This window comes from Klebsiella sp. CN_Kp113, assembly GCF_040064585.1.
Classification (GTDB): domain Bacteria; phylum Pseudomonadota; class Gammaproteobacteria; order Enterobacterales; family Enterobacteriaceae; genus Klebsiella; species Klebsiella michiganensis.
Map to the genome: position 1 here is coordinate 71,688 of NZ_JBEAID010000018.1, position 22,221 is coordinate 93,908.

The window sequence follows — 22,221 nt, forward strand, 5'->3', positions numbered from 1 at the left end:
AATATCCGCCTGCCTCTCGGTTTATTCCAGTCGCGCGCGCGTTATGCCCGTAAAAACATGACGCAAAATACGCTAATCCGCATTAGCTGTTAAAAAAGGTTATTACTACCCTAAATAATTCGAGTTGCAGGACAAAGCACTCGTGCCTTGAACAGCGCTTACGCTGGCCTCGAAGGGGCGAGGCCGCAGGCAGACATCATATTGAGCCCGGTTGATACCCTATTTTCATTTGCCTTGCGCACGGTGATGAGTAAGGTAAGTCCTAAAATGTTCCCGGCGGTAAACGGTTTGTTGGTTTTGCCCGCAGCGCGAGGCTAAAATTTTGCCGCTATGGTACTGCCTCCATGGCACATTGCTCACCTGCAGCTCTTGCATACGGTTTGCAGGTGAGCAGCCTTATCCGCAGTAAAATTTACTTATTCACATTTTATCCGCTGATTTCTTGATATATAGGCGATCCGTTCCATAATGAAGTCTACGCACATCGCGCCCTTCTTTAGGGGATACGCCAGTAGCAGCGCTTTTGGACATGACCGCTTCTGCAGCTAGCCCCCATCCGGCTTGATCATCGACATCTCCCAGTAACAGAGTTTTTGGATGTTATTCAATAGCTTTTTCCTGTGAAGTCAGAAACGCGTTTTCTCAAAAAAATCTTGAAATGAGGATTTAAGCCCATGAAATATGTATAGTTACCTTGATATAGAAAAAATCAAAGCCAATCTTGAGTGGATTGTTAATCAATCTTCAGCAATCTCTGAGATGCCCTCCGTTTCCGATCGCAAAACAATCTACAGCCTTCTGGAGCTCATACAGACCTATGACGGACTGCTGGAGTTAATTGTCCAATACGGAATTACCGTAGTCGATAAGGAAATCATCGAAGGCTTGTCGCTTACAGAAGAGTTTATCGCTAAGGTCAAATCGAATGCGAATGCATTTTAACCATGCCCTGGCACCTCTACAGTATCACTTCCCCATCTTGATGAATGTAAGGCTTCAGTTTGGGGAGGAAAAACGTACAAAAACCGCGCTCGGTCCTCTTTACGTGACAATCGCCGGACTAACCCAATCCGCGGTTTTCCAGCATCGGCTCAATCGTAAGAGCGCGCTCGCGCCAATGCCGATAAAGCGCAGTTAAATCAAAACCCGTTCCGCGAGACAAAATTGCCTCGCGGAAGCGCTGATCCTTTTCACGGGTTAAACCGCCCTGCTCAACGCGTCCCGGATAGCTACGCGGTGGAAGTATCAAATCAACGGCATGCATGCCGTTAAATAACGAATAGCTTCTCGCCCTATGATTCAATGGACGCCGCTAAAAATTAGCTTTCGATGCTATATTTATAATGATTTTCTGAATAATTGTCGTTAATTAATAAAACCCATGAATACAAATTAAGACTGGCATAACAAATCTTGGCATTTAGTGCGATTAAAAACGCTGAAAAATAAGCAAACCACCCACGCAAGCCACTGATTTAGCTGCGATCTTTAATTAAAAAGTAAAGCCACCCTTTCTTTAAACCTATTGCCATTATATTCAATAGGAAATATCCTAATCTCATCAGGCGTTACTTAAATAAAACATCATACGACGGTCGAAAATTTTTCCACCGCCTTTTTTAAAAATAATAAAATCATGCTAAAAATCGCCATCATCACCAAAAATATTTATTTAGAAAAGGCCATAGAGGAACTTACCCAAGAAATTGCGAGCACCAAAGGTATAAGCGACCTTTGTTTTCAAAGCAATAACACAAAAGAACACCTCAAAAAACCAGACATAATTTTTACTGAGATGGAAGTTGGCGAGTATTTATTATGTCAGGAAATGAAAAGATATAAATCAGAGTGTCCAGCGGTGGTAATTTTCACCAAAAAAGAAATAACGTTTAATCCTTCCCTGCTGCCTTTATGCGTTCAAAATGCTGTCATTTTATTTCATAAAAGCAGCCTTGAAACAATCAAAAAAAACCTGTCTATTCTCTTTGATGAATTTGTCGCGGGCGATAAGAAACGTATAACGATAGAGAAGAATCGCTGTTTAAAATGCCCGCATCAGTCATTGAGTCGCTCGCAACTAAAAATTATTAATGCCATAAACATTGGCCTTAACAATAATGAAACAGCAAAAAACCTGGGCATCGATCACAGAACCGTATACTCCCATAAATTACGAATAATGAAGAAATTCCAGTTAGAAAACAATCAGGAGCTTATCAGATTCTCTTCCATCGTTATGAGAAGAACATCTCTCTATTTTAATTAGAATTTCATACGTTTGCTTTTAAAACTCAACTTTTGCTTTTTTCTGTCTTGAAAATACGAAAACCCAGAAATCAGTGAAACCAGCAATAAAAAAACCGCGAATGCCAGAAGCAATATATTAGCCATACTCAATCCGTTCAATAAAAGATATGCAAGAGATAAGACAGATGATAGAGTGAAGAACATTCACAGAGCAAGTTCGCTTATTAAATTTAAGAAATCCATGCAACAATGTAAGTAAACTCCTAATATTGTAAGGGGGTTATATTTAATATATTAATATTATTTTCCGCTAAAAAACACTTTATGCCGGGCTTCATGTTTTTAAGCAAAAGTGGCCAGCGCGTCGATGCACGGGATTACCAAAACGGGACAAACGATGCCGAGGGCGCTAAATTGGGCAGTGACGTTTTGCAGAGATTTTGGAGACGGAAAAAGTGGATAAAAAACCGGGCGCTGCGCCCGGTCTTCTTCTGCTCTAAACAACGCTCGGCTAGCTCAGCCCGCGGTTTTCCAGCATCGGCTCAATCCTCGGATCGTGTCCGCGCCACTGGCGATAAAGTTCTGCTAAATCAGTGCTATTGCCGCGAGACAAAATCGCTTCGCGGAAGCGCTGGCCGTTTTCACGGGTTAAACCACCCTGCTCAACGAACCACTGGTAGCCGTCATCCGCCAGCATTTGGGTCCACAGGTAAGCGTAATAGCCCGCGGCGTATCCGCCGCCGAAAATATGCGAAAAGTAGCTGCTGCGATAGCGCGGCGGCACGGCGGCCAGATCCATATTCTCCGCACGCAGGGACGCGGCTTCAAACGCATCGACATCATCCGGGAGTTTATCCTCCCTCACGCTATGCCAGTGCATATCCAGCAGCGCCGCTGCGAGCAGTTCGCTCATGTCGTAGCCTTTATTAAACTTCGCCGCGCGGAACATGCTGTCGCGCAGCGCGGCCGGCATGTTTTCCCCGGTTTGATGATGCCGCGCATAGTGGGCAAATACCTGCGGCTCGCTGGCCCAGTGTTCATAAATCTGTGAAGGAAACTCAACAAAATCGCGGGGCGTATTAGTTCCCGACAGACTGGCATACTTCTGGCTGGCAAACAGGCCGTGCAGGGTATGCCCAAATTCGTGAAATAAAGTGATGACCTCATCCCAGGAAAGAAGCGCGCTATGTCCGGCTTTGGGTTTCTGGTAGTTACAGACGTTATAAATTACCGGATGCTGCGCACGCAGGGTGGATTGTTCAACAAATACGCCCATCCACGCCCCGCCGCTTTTGCTGTCCCGCGAGAAGTAGTCGCCGTAGAACAGCGCAATTCCCTCTCCGTTAGCGTCGATAATTTCCCATACCTGCACGTCCGGATGATAAACCGGAATATCGAATCGCTCGACAAAGCGAATACCGAACAGCTGTGTCGCCGTCCAGAACACGCCGTCGCGCAGGACGCGGTCGAGGGCAAAATAGGGCTTGAGCAGCGCTTCATCGATGGCAAATTTCGCCCTGCGCACCTGCTCGGCGTAATAGAGCCAGTCCCACGCCGCCGCGCGGAAATCACCGCCTTCATTATCAATAACTTGCTGAATATCCGCCAGCTCCTGCTCGGCCCGCGCCTTCGCCGCCGGAGCGATTCGCCGCATAAAGGCAAACGCCTCTGCCGGATCGCCCGCCATCTGATCGGCCATTGACCAGCTGGCGAAGTCATCAGCGCCCAGCAGCTGCGCTTTGCGCGCGCGGAGCTCCGCTAGCCGCAGTACCAGCTCGCGAGTGTCATTCGCATCGCCCTTCTGATTTCGCGTCCAGCCTGCTGCAAACAAATTCTCTCGCGTCTGCCGGTCCTGCAGCGAAAGCAGCGCGGGCTGCTGGGTCGTATTGAGTAAAGGCAGCAGCCAGCGACCACCTAATCCCTTCTCCTGCGCGGCTTCTGCCGCTGCGCTTATCTCATCGTCGCTAAGCCCTGCGAGCTGATGAGCGTAATCCACCACCAGACCACCAGATTTTACCGCCGCCAGCAGGCGCTGCTGAAACTGGCTTTGCAGCGCTGCCGCCTCGGTATTCAGCGCGCGAAGCGCCGCTTTTTGATCGTCCGCAAGCGTGGCTCCCGCAAGGGTAAAGCGTTGCCAGGTCACCTCCAGCAGACGTCGGGATTCGGCGTCAAGGGAGAGCGACTCTCGCCGCTCCCACACCTGCTTCACGCGTTGAAAAAGGGCATCGTTGAGCCAGATATCATTCGCCAGTTCCGCCAGCTCAGAGGAAAACTGCTCATCAAGCGCCTGAATGGCCGGATTGGTCTCCGCGCCCGCCATAGCGAAGAAGACGTTGGTTACCCGAGCCAGCAGCTGGCCGCTCTGTTCCAGGGCTTCCAGCGTGTTGGCAAAATCAGCCGGCTGCGGGTTATTCGCGATAGCGGCAATCTCTGCGCGCTGGCGACGAACGCCCTCGTCGAAGGCCGGACGGTAATGACTCACGTCAATCAAATCGAAACGCGGCGCCTGATAAGGCAGCAGACTGACGCTAAAAAAAGGATTGTTCTCCGACATCTTCATCTCCTGAACACGATTATTCTGTAAGATTAGGCAACTCATTGATTGACCGCAATGATTACTCTGTTCACCGCCGCGTTCGGCGGGGAGGTCTGGTGATTTCCATTACCCGTCGCCGGGATCGCGTGCTATGGTATGAAGACACAAAAATCGTTGAGGAACAGTAAGATGATTATCCTGGTTACCGGAGCAACAGCGGGTTTTGGTGAAAGCATAACTCGCCGTTTTATCGCTAACGGTCACAAAGTGATTGCCACCGGGCGTCGCGAAGAACGCCTGAAAACGCTTAAAGATGAGCTGGGCGAGAACCTTTATACCGCCCAGCTGGACGTGCGCAACCGTGCAGCCATTGAAGAGCTGATTGCCGGACTGCCGGCAGACTGGCAGGCGATTGATGTTCTCGTCAATAATGCCGGGCTGGCGCTGGGACTGGAGCCCGCGCATAAAGCCAACATTGAAGACTGGGAAGACATGATTGACACCAATAACAAAGGGCTGGTGTATATGACCCGCGCCGTTCTGCCGGGAATGGTTGAGCGTAATCGCGGCCACGTAATCAATATCGGTTCGGTCGCCGGCGCCTGGCCTTATGCTGGCGGTAACGTCTACGGCGCGACCAAAGCGTTTGTGCGTCAGTTCAGCCTCAATCTTCGTACCGATCTTCACGGTACCGCCCTTCGCGTGACCGATATTGAGCCCGGTCTGGTCGGTGGCACCGAATTCTCTAACGTGCGCTTTAAAGGTGATGACGCTAAAGCCGAGAAAGCTTACGAAAATACCCAGGCTCTGACTCCGGAAGACGTCACCGAAGCGGTCTGGTGGGTCGCAACCCTGCCAAAACACGTCAACATTAATACCCTGGAAATCATGCCGGTCAGCCAAAGTTTTGCCGGACTGAACGTGCACCGCCAGGGCTAAGCTCTGTAACCCGGCCCGCGGGCCGGGTCTGGGCTGGAAGACAAAAAACGCGTAAAATAGCGCAAATACCTCATATAAAAGTAATCATCCATGGCCGCAGAAGCACAACTGAATCCGACACAGCCCGTTAATCAGCAAATTTATCGTATCCTGCGTCGGGATATCGTCCATTGTCTGATCCCGCCAGGCACCCCTCTTTCGGAAAAAGAAGTCTCCGTGCGCTTTGACGTTTCCCGGCAACCTGTACGCGAAGCTTTTATCAAACTGGCTGAAAATGGCTTAATTCAGATCCGTCCGCAGCGCGGCAGCTATGTGAATAAAATCTCGCTCTCGCAGGTGCGTAACGGCTGTTTTGTCCGCCAGGCCATCGAATGCGCCGTGGTGCGACGCGCCGCCGGAATGGTGAATGATGAACAGCTCTACCAGCTTGAGCAAAATCTCAATCAGCAGCGTACGGCGGTGGAGCGGCAGCAGTTAACGGATTTTTTCCAGCTGGATGACGAATTTCACCAGAAGCTCTCGCAAATCGCCGACTGCCAGCTCGCCTGGGATACCGTCGAGAATATTAAAGCCACCATTGACCGGGTGCGCTATATGAGCCTCGATCATGTGACCCCACCCGATATGATGCTGCGTCAGCACTATGATATTTTCCAGCCGCTGGTCGCCCGCAATCCGGATGCGGTTGAAAAAGCCATGCGCCTACATCTGCAAGAAATTAGCGAGTCCGTGCTGCTTGTTCGTCAGGAAAACAGCGACTGGTTCAGCGAGGAATAAAACGAGTTGCGGCAGAACAGATTATCTGCCGCGAGAGCTTGACTTACCTGACAACCAGAACCGGTATTTTAGCGTGACGTAAAATCGACTCAGCGTTTGAACCAAGAAGATGAGTGGATATACCCGGCTTGCGGGAACCAATAACGATAACGTCAAAATCCTCATTGCCGCTCACCGCCAGAATTTCATCGCGCACGTTGCCAAAGACAACTCGGGAATGAATCCGCCCGGCGGGAATGGAGAACAGACGGGATATTGTCTTCATCTTTTTCTCAGATTCCTCACGCATATAGGCCTCAAACTTATGTATATCGGCCGCAAAACCGCGTAAAATTGAGCTGCTGCTGTTCGGCAGAACGTTGAGCAGCGTAATCTCCCCTTCATCCGCTGATGCTAAAAACTCAGCATGGCGAACCGCTTTGTCACTTAAATCCATTTCAAAAACGTCTACGGGCAGCAAAATTTTTTTGTACATAGTCCGTTCTCCTTTTTTCTGAGGAAACTTAGTAAGTTAACTCATCATGCCATATTTACTTCACCAGGAGAATGAATAATCATCCAGATAAATATTTAATTCATTAAAATAAACATCAGTTATTTATACTTAACTGTTGTTAGATAAAGTTATGTATATTCAACGATCTGGATCAAAGATTGCGCCTGACGGGAAATATATTTCTGGCGGGAAAAGCGTTCAGGGATACAGCATGAGGGCAATGCCGCCGGGACCGGCGGCACGCGGGTGAAATAAATTAGTTTGCCTGAGCCCAGGCCGCTACGGTCGCTTTTGCGCCGTGCTGCTGCAGGGATAAATAAGCGCGAACCACCGCGTTCACGAAACGGCTCTCCTGGGGCAGACTGGCACCGAAAATAGCCTCAATACCCAGCAGTGCGCGCACGCGTTCTTCGCCGTCTGCGCTATTCTGTACGGTTTGCGCAATCACCGGCAGTAAAGGATCGGAGATTTCAATCGCCTGCCCCTGGTCATCCACCCCGCTGACATAGCGCATCCAGGCCGCGACGCCCATTGCCAACAGCGTAAAGTCGCCGCCATGCGCCAGGTGCCAGCGAATCGAATCCAGCATCCGCTGCGGCAGTTTCTGACTGCCGTCCATCGCTATCTGCCAGGTGCGGTGCTTCAGCGCCGGGTTGCTATAGCGCTCGATCAGCAGACCGGCATAGCGTGCCAGATCCACACCCTGCACGTTCAGCGTCGGCGCCTGCTCCTCCAGCATCAGCGCACGCGCGGCGCGACGGTAGTTTTCGTCCTGCATACAGTCATTAATATGCTGGTATCCCGCCAGATAGCCCAGCCAGGCAAGAAACGAGTGGCTGCCGTTCAGCATGCGCAGCTTCATCTCTTCAAAGGGCAGCACGTCCGACACCAGCTCAGCGCCGGCTTTTTCCCACTGCGGACGACCGGCGACAAAGTTGTCTTCAATGACCCACTGACGAAACGGTTCGCAGGCGACGCCAGCCGGGTCGCGAACGCCGGTGAGCTGTTCAATTTTCTCCAGCGTTTCGGCAGTCACCGCCGGTACGATGCGGTCAACCATAGTAGAAGGGAAAGTGACACTGCGCGCAATCCACTCGGCTAATTCGGCATCCACGGCGCGGGCATAGGCGCAGACGACATTACGCATGACGTGACCGTTTTCCGGCATATTGTCGCAGGACATCACGCTGAAGGCCGGCAGACCTGCCGCCTTACGGCGTGCCAGCGCTTCTACCACCACGCCCGGCGCGGATTTCGGTTGATGAGGGTTTTGCAAATCGGCAACAATCAACGGGTGATCTAACTGCAGTTCACCGCTGGCCGGCGAGTGGCAGTAGCCTTTTTCGGTAATGGTCAATGACACAATAGCGACCTGAGGCTCGCACATTTTTGCCAGCACGCTTTCCAGACCATCGACCTGGGCATGCATCGCCTCTTTGACCACGCCAACAATGCGGGCGGTCCAGGCATCCGCCGACATTTCGGCGACGGTGTAAAGTAAATCCTGCTGTTGCAGATCGGCGATTTGCTGCTCGCCACCGATCAGGTTCACTTCGGTATAGCCCCAGTCGCTGCCGTGTTCTGTCGCCAGAATATCGGCATATACCGCCTGGTGAGCGCGATGAAATGCGCCAAAGCCCAAATGAACGATGCGTGGAATAAGACGGTTGCGATCGTAAGCTGGCAGCGTGGCGTTCGCTGTTAATAGCATATGTTCCATGGTGGCTCTCATATTTATGATTTCTGGATCCCCACGGTAAGTGGGTACCGGCTGGTGAAATAAACCATCTCATGCAATTGGTATGATATCTTTGACTTTTATCAACTACCATACAAGAAGATGGGCGAGTTATACTTTCGGTATTTCTGAGAATAAAAGAGTGAAAATGCCGGGCTAATGGCCCGGCATAATGTTATTTACGGCGATCATCATTCGGTGCGGAGTTTGTGTTTTTTAAATATATTGCCCGTTACCCACCGCTTTATTCTGCGGCGCGCAGTCTGCGGCGTCATTCAGCAAGCTCAGATCGCGGTCACGCACTTCAGGCATCAGAATGGCGGAAATTAAGCCAATGATGGAGTAGCACACCAGCATCACAACAATGGGCATCCAGGAACCGGTCATATTGCAGAAAATACCGGCCAGCACCGGGCCAAAGCCTACGGCGACTAATCCCCCCGCCTCTTTTGAAATTGCCATGCGGGTAAAGCGGTTACGTGAGCCGAACATTTCCGCCATGGTGATATTTTCCAGCGCAAACAGACCCAATACCGCGATATTATGAATGACGATCAGTGACGCCATGATGGTGCTCGCGCTATAGCTCTTATCCACAATAATCGACAGCATGGGATACGCCAGAATAATGGCTGAAATATTAATGATAATATAGGGTAAGCGACGCCCTACTTTATCTGACAGCCACCCAAGGAGTGGGATAGTAATAAAGCCGATAACAGAGCTAATCATTAACGCATCGGTAGGGATAGCTTTATCAAACAGTAATGTTTGAACCAGATAGCCCGCGAGGAAAGTTTGCAACAATCCTGAATTTCCCGCCTGTCCGAAGCGCAGACCCGTCGCCAGCCAGAAGGACTTACTTTTCAGCATGGCGCTAAAGGTTCCTTCCTGGGTCGCTATCTCTTTCTGCAGGACGCTGTCTTCGCTCACTTTCTCAAAAACCGGGCTCTCTTTCAGATTGAGACGCAGCCAGATGGCAAAGATCATCACCACTACGCTTGCCAGGAACGGCACACGCCATCCCCACGCGACGAGCTGTTCACGGTCCAGCACGAAGAACATCACCGCCCAGATAGCCGTGGCGCTTAACGTACCGCAGTTGGTGCCCATAGCCACCAGCGAAGAGATAATTCCACGCTTACCTTTCGGCGCATATTCCGCCAGCATGGTACCCGCACCTGATATTTCGGCCCCGGCACCCAACCCCTGAATAATACGTAAAGTCACAAGCAACACCGGCGCTAAAATACCGACCTGGGCATAGGTTGGCAGCACGCCAATAAGCGTGGTACAGATCCCCATCATGGTGATGGTAATAAACAGAACCTTCTTGCGCCCAATACTGTCGCCCATTTTACCAAAAATAAAGGCGCCGACGATCCGCGCAATATAGCCCGCGCCGTAGGTTCCCATTGCCAGAATCAGCGCCATGGCGGCGGATTGCTCCGGGAAAAAAATCTCATGGAAAACCAGCGCTGCGCCAAGGGAATAGAGTTGGAAATCCATAAACTCCAGTGCCGTGCCTAACCAACCAGATACGGCTGCACGAATGAGATCGGAAGTGGTTCTCTCATTTTTTACGGTAGTCATAATGATTATCTCTAATTGTAGAATACAGAGTCCGCACCTGTTGTTATTGGCTGAAGGTTAATAAAACCTTACAGCAACGTTTCCTGTCATTTTCAAAAAGCTCCAGTGCATCGATAACATGTTGATAAGCAAATTGATGAGTAATCAGCTCCTCCGGGTTAATTAAGCCTTGTTCCAGCCACTTTATGACCACCGGGAATTTATTGGCATTAAGACGCGACGAGAAAATAGAGAGCTCCTTGCCGGTAATACCCTGCTGTGCAACCTGCGAAGGCTCCGTCGAGAATCCCATCAAAACAATTCTCGCCGCCGGAGAAGCCAGGGTGACCGCCTCTTGTAGAATCGAGGGATGACAGGCCGCATCGATAATCAGCGTCGGTAGTACCCCCTCCGCCTTCAGCGTATCCGCCAGAGGCACGACGCTGTTATTAATCACCCAATCCGCGCCGTTACGCTGGGCCATCTCCAGGCGTTCATCAATGCGATCGACCACGATGACCTGCTTAACGCGATACACCCGCTTCAGCACCTGAATGGTCGTCAGGCCCATTGGCCCGGCACCGTAGACCAGCGCGATATCCTGGTCGGTTGGCGAAACGTGCCCGGTAACATTGGCCGCGATAGTGAAGGGCTCAATCATCACCGCATGTCTGTCCGTCACGTTGTCCGGAACCTGCCAGGCATTTTTCGCCGGCACCACCGCGTACTCGCTAAAGCCGCCATCCCGATGCACGCCGAGCACCACCAAAGAGGTGCAGACGTTTGGTTTGCCCACCGAGCAAGGATAGCAATGGCCGCAGCTGATGACCGGATCAACGCTGACCCGCTGGCCGATGGCTTTGTCGGTAACCCCTTCTCCGATGGCGTCGATAACGCCAAAAAATTCATGGCCAATAACGCGCGGGTATTTGGCAAACGGATTGTGGCCGCGATAAATATGGCTATCGGAACCGCATATCCCCGCCAGCTTAATTTTTACCCGCACTTCGCCCGCGGCAGGCTGCGGGATAGGACGATCTTCAATCACCAGTTCGTTGGGCTGGCGAATCACGATACTTTTCATTTTGACTTCCTTCTTTACCAGTTCCACAACGTGCCGTCTTCCAGACGCGCTACAGGCAAATAGGCCGGTTCATAGGGGTATTTCGCGGCCAGTTTTTCATCGAACTCAATTCCCAGCCCCGGTTTTTCACCCGGATGCATATAGCCGTTATCAAACGTCCAGCTGTGCGGGAAGACTTCCAGCATCTGTTCGGAATAGCCCATATATTCCTGGACGCCAAAATTCGGCACCCACAGGTCGAAGTGCAGCGCGGCCGCCATGCAGACCGGAGAAAGATCGGACGGCCCGTGTGAACCGGTGCGTACCTGATAAAGCGAGGCAAAATCGGCGATCCGACGCATCCCCGTAATCCCGCCTGCGTGGGTAATGGTGGTGCGGATATAGTCAATCAGCTGCTCTTCGATCAGCTGTTTACAATCCCAGATGCTGTTGAAGACTTCTCCGACGGCAATCGGCGTGACGGTATGCTGGCGAATTAAACGGAAACACGCCTGATTCTCCGCCGGGGTCGGATCCTCCATCCAGAACAGGCGGTAATCTTCAATACTCTTACCAAAACGCGCCGCTTCAATCGGCGTCAGGCGATGATGCATGTCGTGCAGCAGATGCTCGTTAAAGCCAAATTTTTCGCGTACGGCGGCAAACAGCTGTGGCGTAAAATCGAGATACTTCTCGGTAGACCACAGCTGCTCTTCCGGCCACTGGCCTTTGGTTGCCGGCTCGTAGGCCTGCCCTTTACCTTTCGCCATCCCGTAGGTGGTTTTCATCCCCGGCACGCCGCACTGCACGCGAATCGCTTTAAACCCCATCTCTTTGTGGCGCGCGTAGTCATCCAGCACTTCATCGATGGAGTGACCCGTAGTGTGGCAGTAGACCATCACGCCTTCGCGCGAAGCCCCGCCCAGCAGCTGGTATAGCGGCATGCCTGCGGCTTTCGCCTTGATATCCCAGAGCGCCATATCGATAGCGGAAATCGCCGACATCGTGACCGGACCACGACGCCAGTAGGCGCCCTTGTAGAAAAACTGCCAGATATCTTCGATGCGATGCGCGTCGCGGCCAATCAGCTGCGGACAGAGATGATCCCGCAGATAGGACGCAACGGACAGTTCGCGACCGTTTAGCGTCGCGTCACCTAACCCGACGATCCCGTCATCAGTGGTGACTTTAAGGGTGACGAAGTTGCGTCCCGGACAGGTGACGAAAACTTCAGCGGCAACGATCTTCATTTCTCATTCCTTACTTCTGTGCGGTTAGTGGGTAAAAGTAAACCATCAGACCTACTACCATACAAGTATAATGATCGAAAAAGACGCGGCAGATCACAGTATCCCATCGGGGATAAAAGCGGCGTGAACAGAGAAAGCGAGCGAGAAGGCAGGAAGAGATAGGCCGGGACAGCATCACCTGGCCCGGCTCACTCAGTAAAAGAGGCTATGCGCGTCCCCAGCCGGCCACAATAATCAGCATGCCGCACAGCGCAACCAGCGCGCCGGCCCAATCATAGTGGCTGAGTTTGACGCCATCGATAAAGCGCAGCCACAGCAGCGCAGTACACACGTACACCCCACCGTAAGCGGCATAAACCCGTCCGCTGGCCTCGGGGTGAAGCGTCAGAAGCCAGACAAAAAGCGCCAGCGCCAGGGCCGTCGGCATCAGCAGCCAGGGCGTCGCCCCGCGTTTTAACCAGAGCCAGGGTAAATAGCAGCCAATGATTTCGCACAGGGCGGTAGCAAAGAAAAGCAGCGTGGTTTTTAACATGCAAAGCGTCGTAAGTTGAACAAGCGTTAACGCATTCTACGTAATAATGGCCGTCGTTTACTCTGTTTTGTCGGGTATGCCGTCGAAAGGAGATGTAGTAAACTCAATCCAAGGGAATCGCTTAAAGGAAATCGTGATGAACACAACACTGAACAAACGCTGGTGCCTGACTGCCCTGCTGGCGCTGAGCGCGGTGGTCTTTACCGCATCGTCATTCGCCAAAACGGACAAGCTGGTCATCGAATCCGGCGACAGCGCCCAGAGCCGCCAGCAGGCCGCCATGGAAAAAGAGCAGTGGAATGACACCCGCACTTTACGCCAGAAGGTCAACAAGCGCGCCGAAAAAGAGTGGGATAAAGCCGACGTGGCTTTTGACGCCCAGGACAACTGCCAGAAGAGCGCGAACGTCAACGCGTACTGGGAGCCTAACACCCTGCGCTGCCTTGACCGCCGCACCGGTCGCACCATTACCCCGTAATGAATGGCGCCCGCACGGGCGCCACAATCACCAAAACTTCGCTATAACACACAGGTACTCCCATGACTGACGCTTATCACGTCAAACTCCGCCCGCTTGAGCGCGAAGACCTTCGCTTTGTCCACCAGCTCGACAACAACGCCAGCGTTATGCGCTACTGGTTTGAAGAGCCCTATGAAGCCTTTGTTGAGCTTTCCGACCTGTACGACAAACACATTCACGATCAGAGCGAACGCCGCTTTGTCATTGAATGCGACGGCGAAAAGGCCGGACTGGTTGAGCTGGTTGAAATCAACCACGTGCACCGCCGCGCCGAGTTTCAGATCATTATCTCTCCCGATTATCAGGGGAAAGGTCTGGCCACCCGCGCCGCTAAGCTCGCGATGGATTACGGCTTTATGGTGCTCAACCTGTATAAGCTCTACCTCATCGTCGATAAAGAAAATGAAAAAGCGATCCACATCTACCGCAAGCTCGGATTTATGGTGGAAGGCGAGCTGATTCATGAATTCTTTATTAACGGCGAATACCGCAATACCATCCGCATGTGCCTGTTCCAGCACCAGTATCTGGCCGAGCATAAACCGCAGGGCCAGACGCTGCTGAAACCGACGGCTCAGTAATAGTCAATAGTGCTTTTGATGGTGTAGTGGCGGGTTAACGCAGGCTGCACGCTGTCGTCGACAACCTTAAGCTCGCAGCTTACCGGGTTGTCGTGACTGTCGTAATCGCAGGTCTGGCTTACGTTGCCCAGCGCGCGGTCATTGAAGGTGCTCACTGCGGTGTAGTCCATTTTTTTGCGCGGATCGGATGATGGCGTTGAGGCCACCGTAAATTGTTCACCTTTGGCTATGGTGGTTTTGCCCAGCGGATAGCCTTCTCTATCGTAGCGGTACGTCGCTGTACTCTCCTTGCCGCGAGCGGTGACGACAAACCCGTTATCATCGGTTTCCCAGGAGACCCCCGCCGAGGGCATTTCCGCCAGCTGACATTTGCCTTGTAAACGCAGGCGCTTTTCGTGGCTTTGCGCATCCAGGTAGTAGTTAGCGTCCAGCACCAACGCCGCGCCGGTTTTATTCTCCCGATCCTCAAATGCCAGCAGGTCAAAGCATCCTTCGCTGGATAAACGCCCTTTAACCCACTTCACCACTTGATCGTGTTCGTCATACAGCGTCTGGCTAAACGCTTTCACCGGCCCGCGCAGCGGATCGAACTCAAATTCGTTAGAAAAGCTGGCCATTTCCGGGGTGAAGGCCTGCGGCGCGCCCTTTTCATCGCAGGCGCTAAGAGCCCCGACAGCCAGTAACAGCAACAACCGTTTTTTCACGCGCGATTCCTTTTGTGCATAGTTCAATCATATTAGCAAATACAATTGTTTACACCACTTCTGCTATGCTTAAATCTGGATAACGTTAATAAGGAGTTTATGATGAAACTATCACCCTGGCTATGTGCGGCTCTGCTGCTGGGTTCGACAGCTGCTTTCGCGGCGCCGGATTCCTGCGAGCGGGTAAAAAGCGATATTCAGCAAAAAATCATCAACAACGGCGTCCCGGAATCGGGCTTCAGCCTGACGATAGTCCCGAACGACCAGCCCGATCAGCCCGGCGCACAGGTTGTCGGCCACTGCGCCAACGACACCTTTAAAATCATCTATACCCGCGACAGCGGTGCGCAGTAACCTCGCCGAATGTCTGGAGAAGTCTTATCCCTCGGTTGACCAGGGATAAGATCTCTCTACTCCATTTTAAGTATGATTCCTCACTCTCCACGCCGACCTTACGAAGGCGTTGGCATTACGCCATTATAACAAAATCATGGAGTGAGCAATGTCTAACCAGGAACATACCGACGGCCTTACCCGTCGAACGCTAATCAAATCAACCGCCCTTGGTTCGCTGGCTCTCGCCGCCGGCGGTTTATCGCTGCCGTTCAGCCTGAGTCACGCCGCTGCCGCGGTGCAAGACGCCGCTCACGGCGAGGAGCGTATCGTCTGGGGCGCCTGTTCGGTCAACTGCGGCAGCCGCTGCGCCCTGCGTTCACACGTGCGTGACGATGAAGTCGTCTGGGTCGAAACCGACAATACCGGCGCGGATATTTATGGCGATCACCAGGTGCGCGCCTGCCTGCGCGGCCGATCCATCCGCCGCCGCATTAATCATCCCGACCGCCTTAACTATCCCATGAAGCGCGTCGGCAAACGCGGCGAAGGCAAGTTTGTCCGCATTAGCTGGGAGGAGGCGCTGGATACGATCGCCGACAATCTCAAACGCATCGTCAAAGAGTATGGCAACGAAGCGGTTTATATTAACTACTCCTCCGGGATTGTCGGCGGCAATATGACGCGATCGTCGCCCACCGCCTCACCGGTTATGCGCCTGATGAACTGCTACGGCGGTTCGTTAAACCAGTACGGGACCTACAGTACCGCGCAAATTGCCTGCGCCATGCCCTACACCTACGGCAGCAATGACGGCAACAGCACCTCCGATATCGAAAACAGCAAGCTGGTGGTGATGTTCGGCAATAACCCGGCGGAAACCCGCATGAGCGGCGGCGGTATTACTTATTATTTAGAACAGGCGCGCGAGCGCTCCAGTGCGCGGATGATCGTTATCGACCCGCGCTACACGGACACCGCCGCCGGGCGGGAGGATGAGTGGATCCCGATTCGCCCCGGCACCGACGCCGCGCTGGTGGCAGGTATCGCCTGGGTGCTGATTAATGAAAATCTGGTCGATCAGGCGTTCCTCGATACGTACTGCGTCGGCTACGATGAAAAAACGCTGCCGGCAGATGCCCCGAAGAACGGGCATTATAAAGCGTATATTCTTGGACAGGGCGATGACGGCGTGGCGAAAACGCCGCAATGGGCCTCGCGGATCACCGGCATTCCCGTCGACCGCATCATCAAGCTGGCCCGGGAAATCGGCAGCACCAGGCCGGCTTACATTTGCCAGGGATGGGGACCACAGCGCCAGGCTAACGGCGAGCTGACCTCCCGGGCGATCGCCATGCTGCCTATTTTGACCGGCAACGTCGGCATTAACGGCGGCAACAGCGGCGCCCGCGAATCCACCTATACCATCACCATTGAACGCCTGCCGGTACTGACCAACCCGGTCAAAACCGCCATCTCCTGCTTTAGCTGGACCGACGCCATCGATCGCGGCCCGGAGATGACCGCCACCCGCGACGGCGTTCGAGGGAAAGAGAAGCTGGACGTGCCGATTAAATTCATCTGGAACTACGCCGGCAATACCATCATTAACCAGCACTCCGATATCAATAAGACCGCGAGATCCTGCAGGACGAAAGCAAGTGCGAGACGATCGTGGTTATCGAAAACTTTATGACCTCCTCGGCCAAATACGCCGATATCCTGCTGCCGGACCTGATGACCGTCGAGCAGGAAGACATTATTCCCAACGACTACGCCGGCAATATGGGCTATCTCATCTTTATTCAGCCAGTTACCTCCGCTAAATTCGAGCGCAAACCTATCTACTGGATCCTCAGCGAAGTGGCAAAACGGCTTGGCGAGGATGTCCACCAGAAGTTTACCGAAGGCCGTACCCAGGAGCAGTGGCTGCAGCATTTGTACGCGAAGATGCTGGCGAAAGACCCGGCGCTCCCGAGCTACGATGAACTGAAAAATATGGGAATTTACAAACGTAAAGACCCCAACGGTCACTTTGTGGCCTACCGCGACTTCCGCAAAGACCCGGTCGCCAATCCGCTAAAAACACCGTCGGGTAAAATCGAGATCTACTCCAGCCGTCTGGCGGATATCGCCGCCAAATGGCAGCTGGAAAAAGACGAAACCATCAGTCCATTACCGGTATACGCTTCTACTTTCGAAGGATGGGACGATCCTCTGCGCGAGAAATTCCCGCTGCAAATGTTCGGCTTCCACTATAAAGCACGTACCCACTCCAGCTACGGCAACGTGGATGTCCTGCAGGCGGCCTGTCGTCAGGAGGTGTGGCTAAATCCGCTGGACGCCGAAAAGCGCGGGATTAAGAACGGCGATATGGTGCGCGTATTCAACGCCCGCGGCGAGCTGCGCATTCCGGCTAAGGTGACCCCGCGCATCATGCCCGGCGTGTCGGCGATGGGCCAGGGCGCCTGGCATGACGCCAACATGAATGGCGATCGTATCGATCGCGGCTCCTGTATTAATACGCTGACGACGCACCGTCCTTCGCCGCTGGCTAAAGGCAATCCGCAGCACACCAATCTGGTCGAAATCGAGAAGGTTTAAGGAGTAAACCATGAGCGCTCAGTATGGATTTTTTATCGATTCCGCCCGCTGCACCGGCTGTAAAACCTGCGAGCTGGCCTGCAAGGATTATAAAAACCTCACGCCTGACGTAAGCTTTCGCCGCATCTACGAATACGCGGGCGGCGACTGGCAGGAGGACAACGGCGTGTGGCAGCAAAACGTCTTCGCCTATTACCTGTCCATCGCCTGCAACCACTGCGAAGACCCGGCCTGCACAAAAGTGTGCCCCAGCGGCGCCATGCACAAGCGCGATGACGGCTTTGTGGTGGTGAACGAAGAGGTATGCATCGGCTGTCGCTACTGCCATATGGCCTGCCCGTACGGCGCGCCGCAGTACAACGCGGCAAAGGGCCATATGACCAAATGCGACGGCTGCTATGACCGGGTCGCCGAGGGTAAAAAGCCGATTTGCGTCGAGTCCTGCCCGCTGCGGGCGCTCGACTTTGGTCCCATCGAAGAACTGCGCGAAAAGCACGGTCAGCTTGCCGCCGTCGCCCCGCTGCCGTCCGCGCACTTCACCAGGCCGAGTATCGCGATCAAACCGAACGCCAACGCGCGTCCGTGCGGTGATACCACCGGCTATCTGGCCAATCCGAAGGAGGTGTAAAATGGGAAATGGATGGCATGAATGGCCGCTGGTGCTGTTTACGGTGCTGGGGCAAAGCGTTGCAGGGGCGATAATCGTCAGCGGGCTCGGCTGGCTTTCGCTGAATAATAACTCCGAAGCCCGGCAGCGCCTGGTGCGCTGCATGTTTTTTATCTGGCTGGTCATGGGGATTGGCTTTCTGGCGTCGATTATCCACCTCGGCTCGCCGCTGCGGGCATTTAACTCTCTTACCCGGGTCGGCGCATCGGCGTTAAGTAATGAAATCGCCAGCGGCGCGCTGTTTTTCGCCGTCGGAGGAGTGTGGTGGTTGCTGACGTTTCTCGGCAAAATGCCGGCAATCCTGGCCAAGGCCTGGCTTCTGCTCACCATGCTGCTCGGCTGCCTGTTCGTCCTGGAGATGACCCTGGTCTATCAAATTAATACCGTGCCGACCTGGTATAATGCCTACACCACCGCCGCCTTCTTCCTGACGATGGTGCTGTGCGGGCCGCTTTTCGCCGCCCTGCTGCTGCGGGTAGCCAACGTGCCTTTTAACGGCACGGTCTTCGCGTCGATGAGCGTCCTCGCGCTGCTGGCAAGCCTGGCCGTGGTCATTTTGCAGAACAGCGAACTGGCGGAGATCCGCAGTTCCGTGCAGCAGGCCAGCGCCCTGCTGCCAAACTACGGCTGGCTACAAATCCTGCGTTTAGCATTTTTGACGCTGGGCCTTGGCTGCTGGATCTGCCCGCTGGCAAGAAAGAAAAACCCGCGCATCGCCAGCCTGCTGCTCGGACTGATACTGGTATTACTCGGCGAGTTTATCGGTCGCGGCCTGTTTTATGGCCTACATATGACCGTCGGTACGGCGATTGCCGGTTAATGAATGGGTGCCGCGGCACCCTCTGCAGTAAGGAATAGATATGATGCAATCGCAAGACCGCGATGCCGTCGCACTCAGCGCCCGTACGCTGGGGGCGTTGTTCTCTTATGCTCCGGGCAGCGAGCAGGCTGCTCCGCTGGTTGCCGCCCTGCGCGACGGCAGCTGGCAAAGTCAGTGGCCCTGGCCGGTCGCGAACGGCCTGGCGGCGCAGTTCGCTCTCGAAGACGATGAACCGCTGGCGGACGCCTGGCAGCGGCTGTTCATCGGCCCGTGGGCGCTGCCTGCGCCGCCGTGGGGCTCCGTCTGGCTGGATAAAGAAAGCGTGCTGTTTGGCGACTCTACGCTGGCGCTGCGCGAGTGGATGCGGGCTAACGGCATCGGTTTGTCTGAGCAACGCGCTGAACCGGAAGACCACTTCGGTACGCTGCTGCTGCTGGCGGCCTGGCTTTGTGAATCCGGTCAGGATGAGGCATTTAACCAGCTTCTGGCCTGGCATCTTCTCCCGTGGTCGGGCCGCTTTCTGAGCGTGTTTATTGCCGGGGCCGGAAACCCTTTTTATCAGGCTCTTGGTCAGCTGGCGCAAGAAACGCTGACGCGATGGCGGGCGCGGCTGCCCTGCGCGGTCGCGGATAAGCCGCTCTACCGCTAATGCCCTGACGTTATGCCCGCCCGCCGGGCATAACGCATTTCGTGACAACGTCACCTTTAGCCTCTTTCGCACTTATCGCTTTTGCGTCTATGCTTATTCCCGGTAAAAATAAGCCCCATTCCCCGTTAACCGAATTCGCTGATGCATCGTCTTCACGCTTATCCTGATGTTCAGGTTATGTTTCGCCGCATGATTATCGCCATGCTGGTCGGCGTCCTCGCCGCGCTCGCGGTTGCCCTGTTTCGCCATGCGATGACCGGTCTGGAAAGCCTGTTTCTGAGCAATGACAGCGGAAGCCTGGTGAACGCCGCCGAGTCGTTGCCACCATGGCGTCGGTTGCTGACGCCCGCGCTTGGCGGCCTTGCGGCTGGCGCCCTGCTCTGGCTCTGGCAGCGCCGCACCCTTGCGCGGCCCCGTGCGCCAACCGACTATATGGAAGCGCTCGAGACCGGCGACGGCGTGTTTGATACGCCAGCCAGCCTGGTAAAATCGCTGGCCTCTCTGCTGGTGGTGACGACCGGCAGCGCCATCGGTCGCGAGGGGGCGATGATCCTGCTGGCGGCGCTGGCCGCGTCGCTGTTCGCCCGCCGCTTTACGCCAAAAGAAGAGTGGAAGCTATGGGTAGCCTGCGGCGCCGCCGCCGGGATGGCCAGCGCTTACCACGCTCCGCTGGCCGGGAGCCTGTTTATCGCCGAGATCTTATTCGGCACCCTGATGCTGGCGTCGCTTGGCCCGGTGGTGATTGCCGCGGTGGTGGCCCTGCTGCTGACCAATCTGCTGAACGGCGATTCGGCTCCGCTGTATCACGTTGAATTCCACGAAACCCTGAGCGCGACGCACTATGCGCTGATGCTGGCGACGGCGCTGCTGGCCGGGCTTTGCGGGCCGCTGTTTATCTGGCTGATGAGCTATAGCCACCGGTGCTTTGTCCGGCTGCGCCTGTCGCCTCCGTGGCAGCTGGCGCTGGGCGGACTTATCGTCGGTCTGCTGTCGCTGCTCGCGCCGGCCGTCTGGGGAAATGGCTATAGCGTTGTGCAAAGCTATCTTCTTTCGCCGCCGCTCTTCAGCGCCATGATTGTGGTGTTTGTCTGCAAGCTGCTCGCCGTGCTGGCCAGCAGCGGTTCCGGCGCGCCGGGCGGCGTTTTTACCCCAACGCTGTTTGTTGGGCTGGGGATTGGCATGCTGTTCGCCAGCCTGACCGGACTATGGCTACCTGATTACCAGGCTATCGCGATAGTGGTTGGCTTAACCGGCATGGCGGCGTTTCTGGCAGCCACCACCCACGCGCCGATTATGTCCACGCTGATGATTTGTGAAATGACCGGACAATACGTTTTACTGCCCGGTTTACTGATTGCCAGCGTACTGGCGTCGGTGCTGTCGCGGACGTTACGCCGGGATTCTATCTACCGCCATCACCTCGCCGAGTATCGATAAGTCGATATACTGGCTCAGTTCACGCTGCTCCGCGCGCGGTAAGTAAGGCAGTTCACCGATCAGCGGCGCCGGCAGCTTTTTGCTCAGCACCTCGATGATTTCAGCATAATGCGCCAGGCCTGGGTTAATCCGGTTGGCCACCCAGCCGATCAGCGGCAGGCCGTCGTTGGCAATCGCCTGCGCGGTCAGCAGAGCATGATTGATACAGCCTTCCTGAATGCCGACGACCATTAACACCGGCAGCTGTTCCTGCACCACCCATTCCGAAAGCGGACGCAGGTCGTTCATCAGGCTGCGCCAGCCGCCGGTACCTTCAACCACCACATGTTCAACCTGGCCGCTGAGGCGCTGGAGACCATCCGACAGCAGTCCGTAGTTGATCGGGCAACTGTGCGCCACGCTGCTTTCATCTTCGCTTAACGCGATGGGATTGACAGCTTCATACGGTAACACCAGCGATGACACGCTCTGTAAGACCAGCGCATCTTTGTTCCGCAGTCCGTCCGGCGTCTCTTTACTGCCCTTCGCCACAGGCTTGTACCCGGCGACGCTTTTGCCGCTGGCAGCCAGTGCCTGCAACAGCGCACGGGAAACCACCGTCTTGCCGACAGCGGTGTCAGTACCTGTTATGAAGAAACGCTTAAACATCACTAACCCCACAGTTATGTTGATGAAATATACGGGAGAGAAATAATCAACTGTGGAAAAAGTCTACGCGATGCTGCCGGAAGCCAGCTTGAGATAGCGCAATTTTTG

At 54.2% G+C, this 22,221-nt stretch carries 20 protein-coding genes and 1 pseudogene; 12 read left to right on the forward strand and 9 right to left on the reverse strand.

All coding sequences use genetic code 11. The annotated features are described in order from the left end of the window. Positions 1-681: 681 nt before the first annotated feature. Together ABLV30_RS10440 and ABLV30_RS10445 are read left to right on the forward strand one after the other, a co-directional pair. Positions 682-942 carry a hypothetical protein gene (locus ABLV30_RS10440; RefSeq protein WP_080528122.1) on the forward strand — a complete coding sequence of 87 codons (261 nt, stop codon included), beginning with the start codon at positions 682-684 and terminating at the stop codon, positions 940-942. Between the two features lie 694 nt (positions 943-1,636). Further along, positions 1,637-2,266, forward strand: coding sequence for a LuxR C-terminal-related transcriptional regulator (locus ABLV30_RS10445; protein WP_265800040.1), 630 nt, complete (start codon positions 1,637-1,639; stop codon positions 2,264-2,266). A 492-nt stretch (positions 2,267-2,758) separates the two neighbouring features. Here ABLV30_RS10445 and dcp read toward each other — a convergent pair whose 3' ends face one another. Then, positions 2,759-4,801 carry a peptidyl-dipeptidase Dcp gene (gene dcp, locus ABLV30_RS10450; RefSeq protein ID WP_116280569.1) on the reverse strand — a complete coding sequence of 681 codons (2,043 nt, stop codon included), beginning with the start codon at positions 4,799-4,801 and terminating at the stop codon, positions 2,759-2,761. Positions 4,802-4,972: 171 nt separating this feature from the next. On the opposite strand from dcp, the gene ydfG reads away from it, so the two are divergent. Next, a complete protein-coding gene (gene ydfG, locus ABLV30_RS10455; RefSeq protein WP_004851244.1) occupies positions 4,973-5,722 on the forward strand; it encodes a bifunctional NADP-dependent 3-hydroxy acid dehydrogenase/3-hydroxypropionate dehydrogenase YdfG in 750 nt (249 codons plus the stop codon). A 90-nt stretch (positions 5,723-5,812) separates the two neighbouring features. Further along, positions 5,813-6,499: a GntR family transcriptional regulator gene (locus ABLV30_RS10460; RefSeq protein WP_004851246.1), complete on the forward strand. Its 687-nt coding sequence runs from the start codon at positions 5,813-5,815 to the stop codon at positions 6,497-6,499. 43 nt (positions 6,500-6,542) lie between these two features. Here the strand turns inward: ABLV30_RS10460 and ABLV30_RS10465 are convergent, their stop codons facing one another. The 6 genes from ABLV30_RS10465 to ABLV30_RS10490 form a co-directional block, all read right to left on the reverse strand. Beyond that, positions 6,543-6,974, reverse strand: coding sequence for a universal stress protein (locus ABLV30_RS10465; RefSeq protein ID WP_187228572.1), 432 nt, complete (start codon positions 6,972-6,974; stop codon positions 6,543-6,545). Between the two features lie 277 nt (positions 6,975-7,251). Then, on the reverse strand, positions 7,252-8,715 hold the full coding sequence (locus ABLV30_RS10470) for a mannitol dehydrogenase family protein (RefSeq protein WP_004851251.1): 1,464 nt from the start codon (positions 8,713-8,715) through the stop codon (positions 7,252-7,254). 234 nt (positions 8,716-8,949) lie between these two features. After that, positions 8,950-10,326, reverse strand: a complete 1,377-nt coding sequence (locus ABLV30_RS10475) for an MFS transporter (RefSeq protein ID WP_182157900.1) — start codon at positions 10,324-10,326, stop codon at positions 8,950-8,952. Positions 10,327-10,369: 43 nt separating this feature from the next. Continuing rightward, positions 10,370-11,389: a Zn-dependent oxidoreductase gene (locus ABLV30_RS10480; protein ID WP_187228571.1), complete on the reverse strand. Its 1,020-nt coding sequence runs from the start codon at positions 11,387-11,389 to the stop codon at positions 10,370-10,372. 14 nt (positions 11,390-11,403) lie between these two features. Continuing rightward, complete coding sequence (gene rspA / locus ABLV30_RS10485) at positions 11,404-12,618, reverse strand: starvation-sensing protein RspA (protein WP_004851257.1); 1,215 nt, start codon at positions 12,616-12,618, stop codon at positions 11,404-11,406. Positions 12,619-12,823: 205 nt separating this feature from the next. Further along, a complete protein-coding gene (locus ABLV30_RS10490) occupies positions 12,824-13,150 on the reverse strand; it encodes a YnfA family protein (protein ID WP_004851258.1) in 327 nt (108 codons plus the stop codon). A 136-nt stretch (positions 13,151-13,286) separates the two neighbouring features. On the opposite strand from ABLV30_RS10490, the gene ABLV30_RS10495 reads away from it, so the two are divergent. Further along, positions 13,287-13,628 carry a DUF1283 family protein gene (locus ABLV30_RS10495; RefSeq protein WP_004851259.1) on the forward strand — a complete coding sequence of 114 codons (342 nt, stop codon included), beginning with the start codon at positions 13,287-13,289 and terminating at the stop codon, positions 13,626-13,628. Positions 13,629-13,690: 62 nt separating this feature from the next. After that, positions 13,691-14,251 carry a spermidine N1-acetyltransferase gene (gene speG / locus ABLV30_RS10500; RefSeq protein ID WP_004102449.1) on the forward strand — a complete coding sequence of 187 codons (561 nt, stop codon included), beginning with the start codon at positions 13,691-13,693 and terminating at the stop codon, positions 14,249-14,251. Here the strand turns inward: speG and ABLV30_RS10505 are convergent. Then, positions 14,245-14,955, reverse strand: coding sequence for a YnfC family lipoprotein (locus ABLV30_RS10505; RefSeq protein ID WP_014229527.1), 711 nt, complete (start codon positions 14,953-14,955; stop codon positions 14,245-14,247). The genes speG and ABLV30_RS10505 overlap by 7 nt on opposite strands. A 102-nt stretch (positions 14,956-15,057) precedes the next feature. On the opposite strand from ABLV30_RS10505, the gene ABLV30_RS10510 reads away from it, so the two are divergent. The 6 genes and pseudogenes from ABLV30_RS10510 (at position 15,058) to clcB (ending at position 21,465) form a co-directional block, all read left to right on the forward strand. After that, the gene (locus ABLV30_RS10510) at positions 15,058-15,309 is read left to right on the forward strand and encodes a DUF1161 domain-containing protein (RefSeq protein ID WP_004119709.1); all 252 of its coding nucleotides are present in this window, start codon (positions 15,058-15,060) and stop codon (positions 15,307-15,309) included. Between the two features lie 148 nt (positions 15,310-15,457). Then, positions 15,458-17,892 (forward strand): annotated as a pseudogene (gene ynfE, locus ABLV30_RS10515) (selenate/tellurate reductase subunit YnfE). Between the two features lie 10 nt (positions 17,893-17,902). After that, positions 17,903-18,520 carry a DMSO/selenate family reductase complex B subunit gene (locus ABLV30_RS10520; RefSeq protein ID WP_032719195.1) on the forward strand — a complete coding sequence of 206 codons (618 nt, stop codon included), beginning with the start codon at positions 17,903-17,905 and terminating at the stop codon, positions 18,518-18,520. A 1-nt stretch (position 18,521) separates the two neighbouring features. After that, complete coding sequence (locus ABLV30_RS10525) at positions 18,522-19,379, forward strand: DmsC/YnfH family molybdoenzyme membrane anchor subunit (RefSeq protein WP_014229530.1); 858 nt, start codon at positions 18,522-18,524, stop codon at positions 19,377-19,379. Between the two features lie 40 nt (positions 19,380-19,419). Continuing rightward, on the forward strand, positions 19,420-20,028 hold the full coding sequence (gene dmsD / locus ABLV30_RS10530; RefSeq protein ID WP_134897316.1) for a Tat proofreading chaperone DmsD: 609 nt from the start codon (positions 19,420-19,422) through the stop codon (positions 20,026-20,028). A 141-nt stretch (positions 20,029-20,169) separates the two neighbouring features. After that, positions 20,170-21,465 carry a voltage-gated ClC-type chloride channel ClcB gene (gene clcB / locus ABLV30_RS10535; protein WP_014838621.1) on the forward strand — a complete coding sequence of 432 codons (1,296 nt, stop codon included), beginning with the start codon at positions 20,170-20,172 and terminating at the stop codon, positions 21,463-21,465. Here clcB and bioD read toward each other — a convergent pair. Further along, entirely contained in the window at positions 21,418-22,113 is a 696-nt protein-coding gene (gene bioD / locus ABLV30_RS10540) for a dethiobiotin synthase (RefSeq protein WP_004851267.1), read from the reverse strand. The two genes, clcB and bioD, sit on opposite strands and share 48 nt — an antisense overlap. Positions 22,114-22,221: the final 108 nt, after the last annotated feature.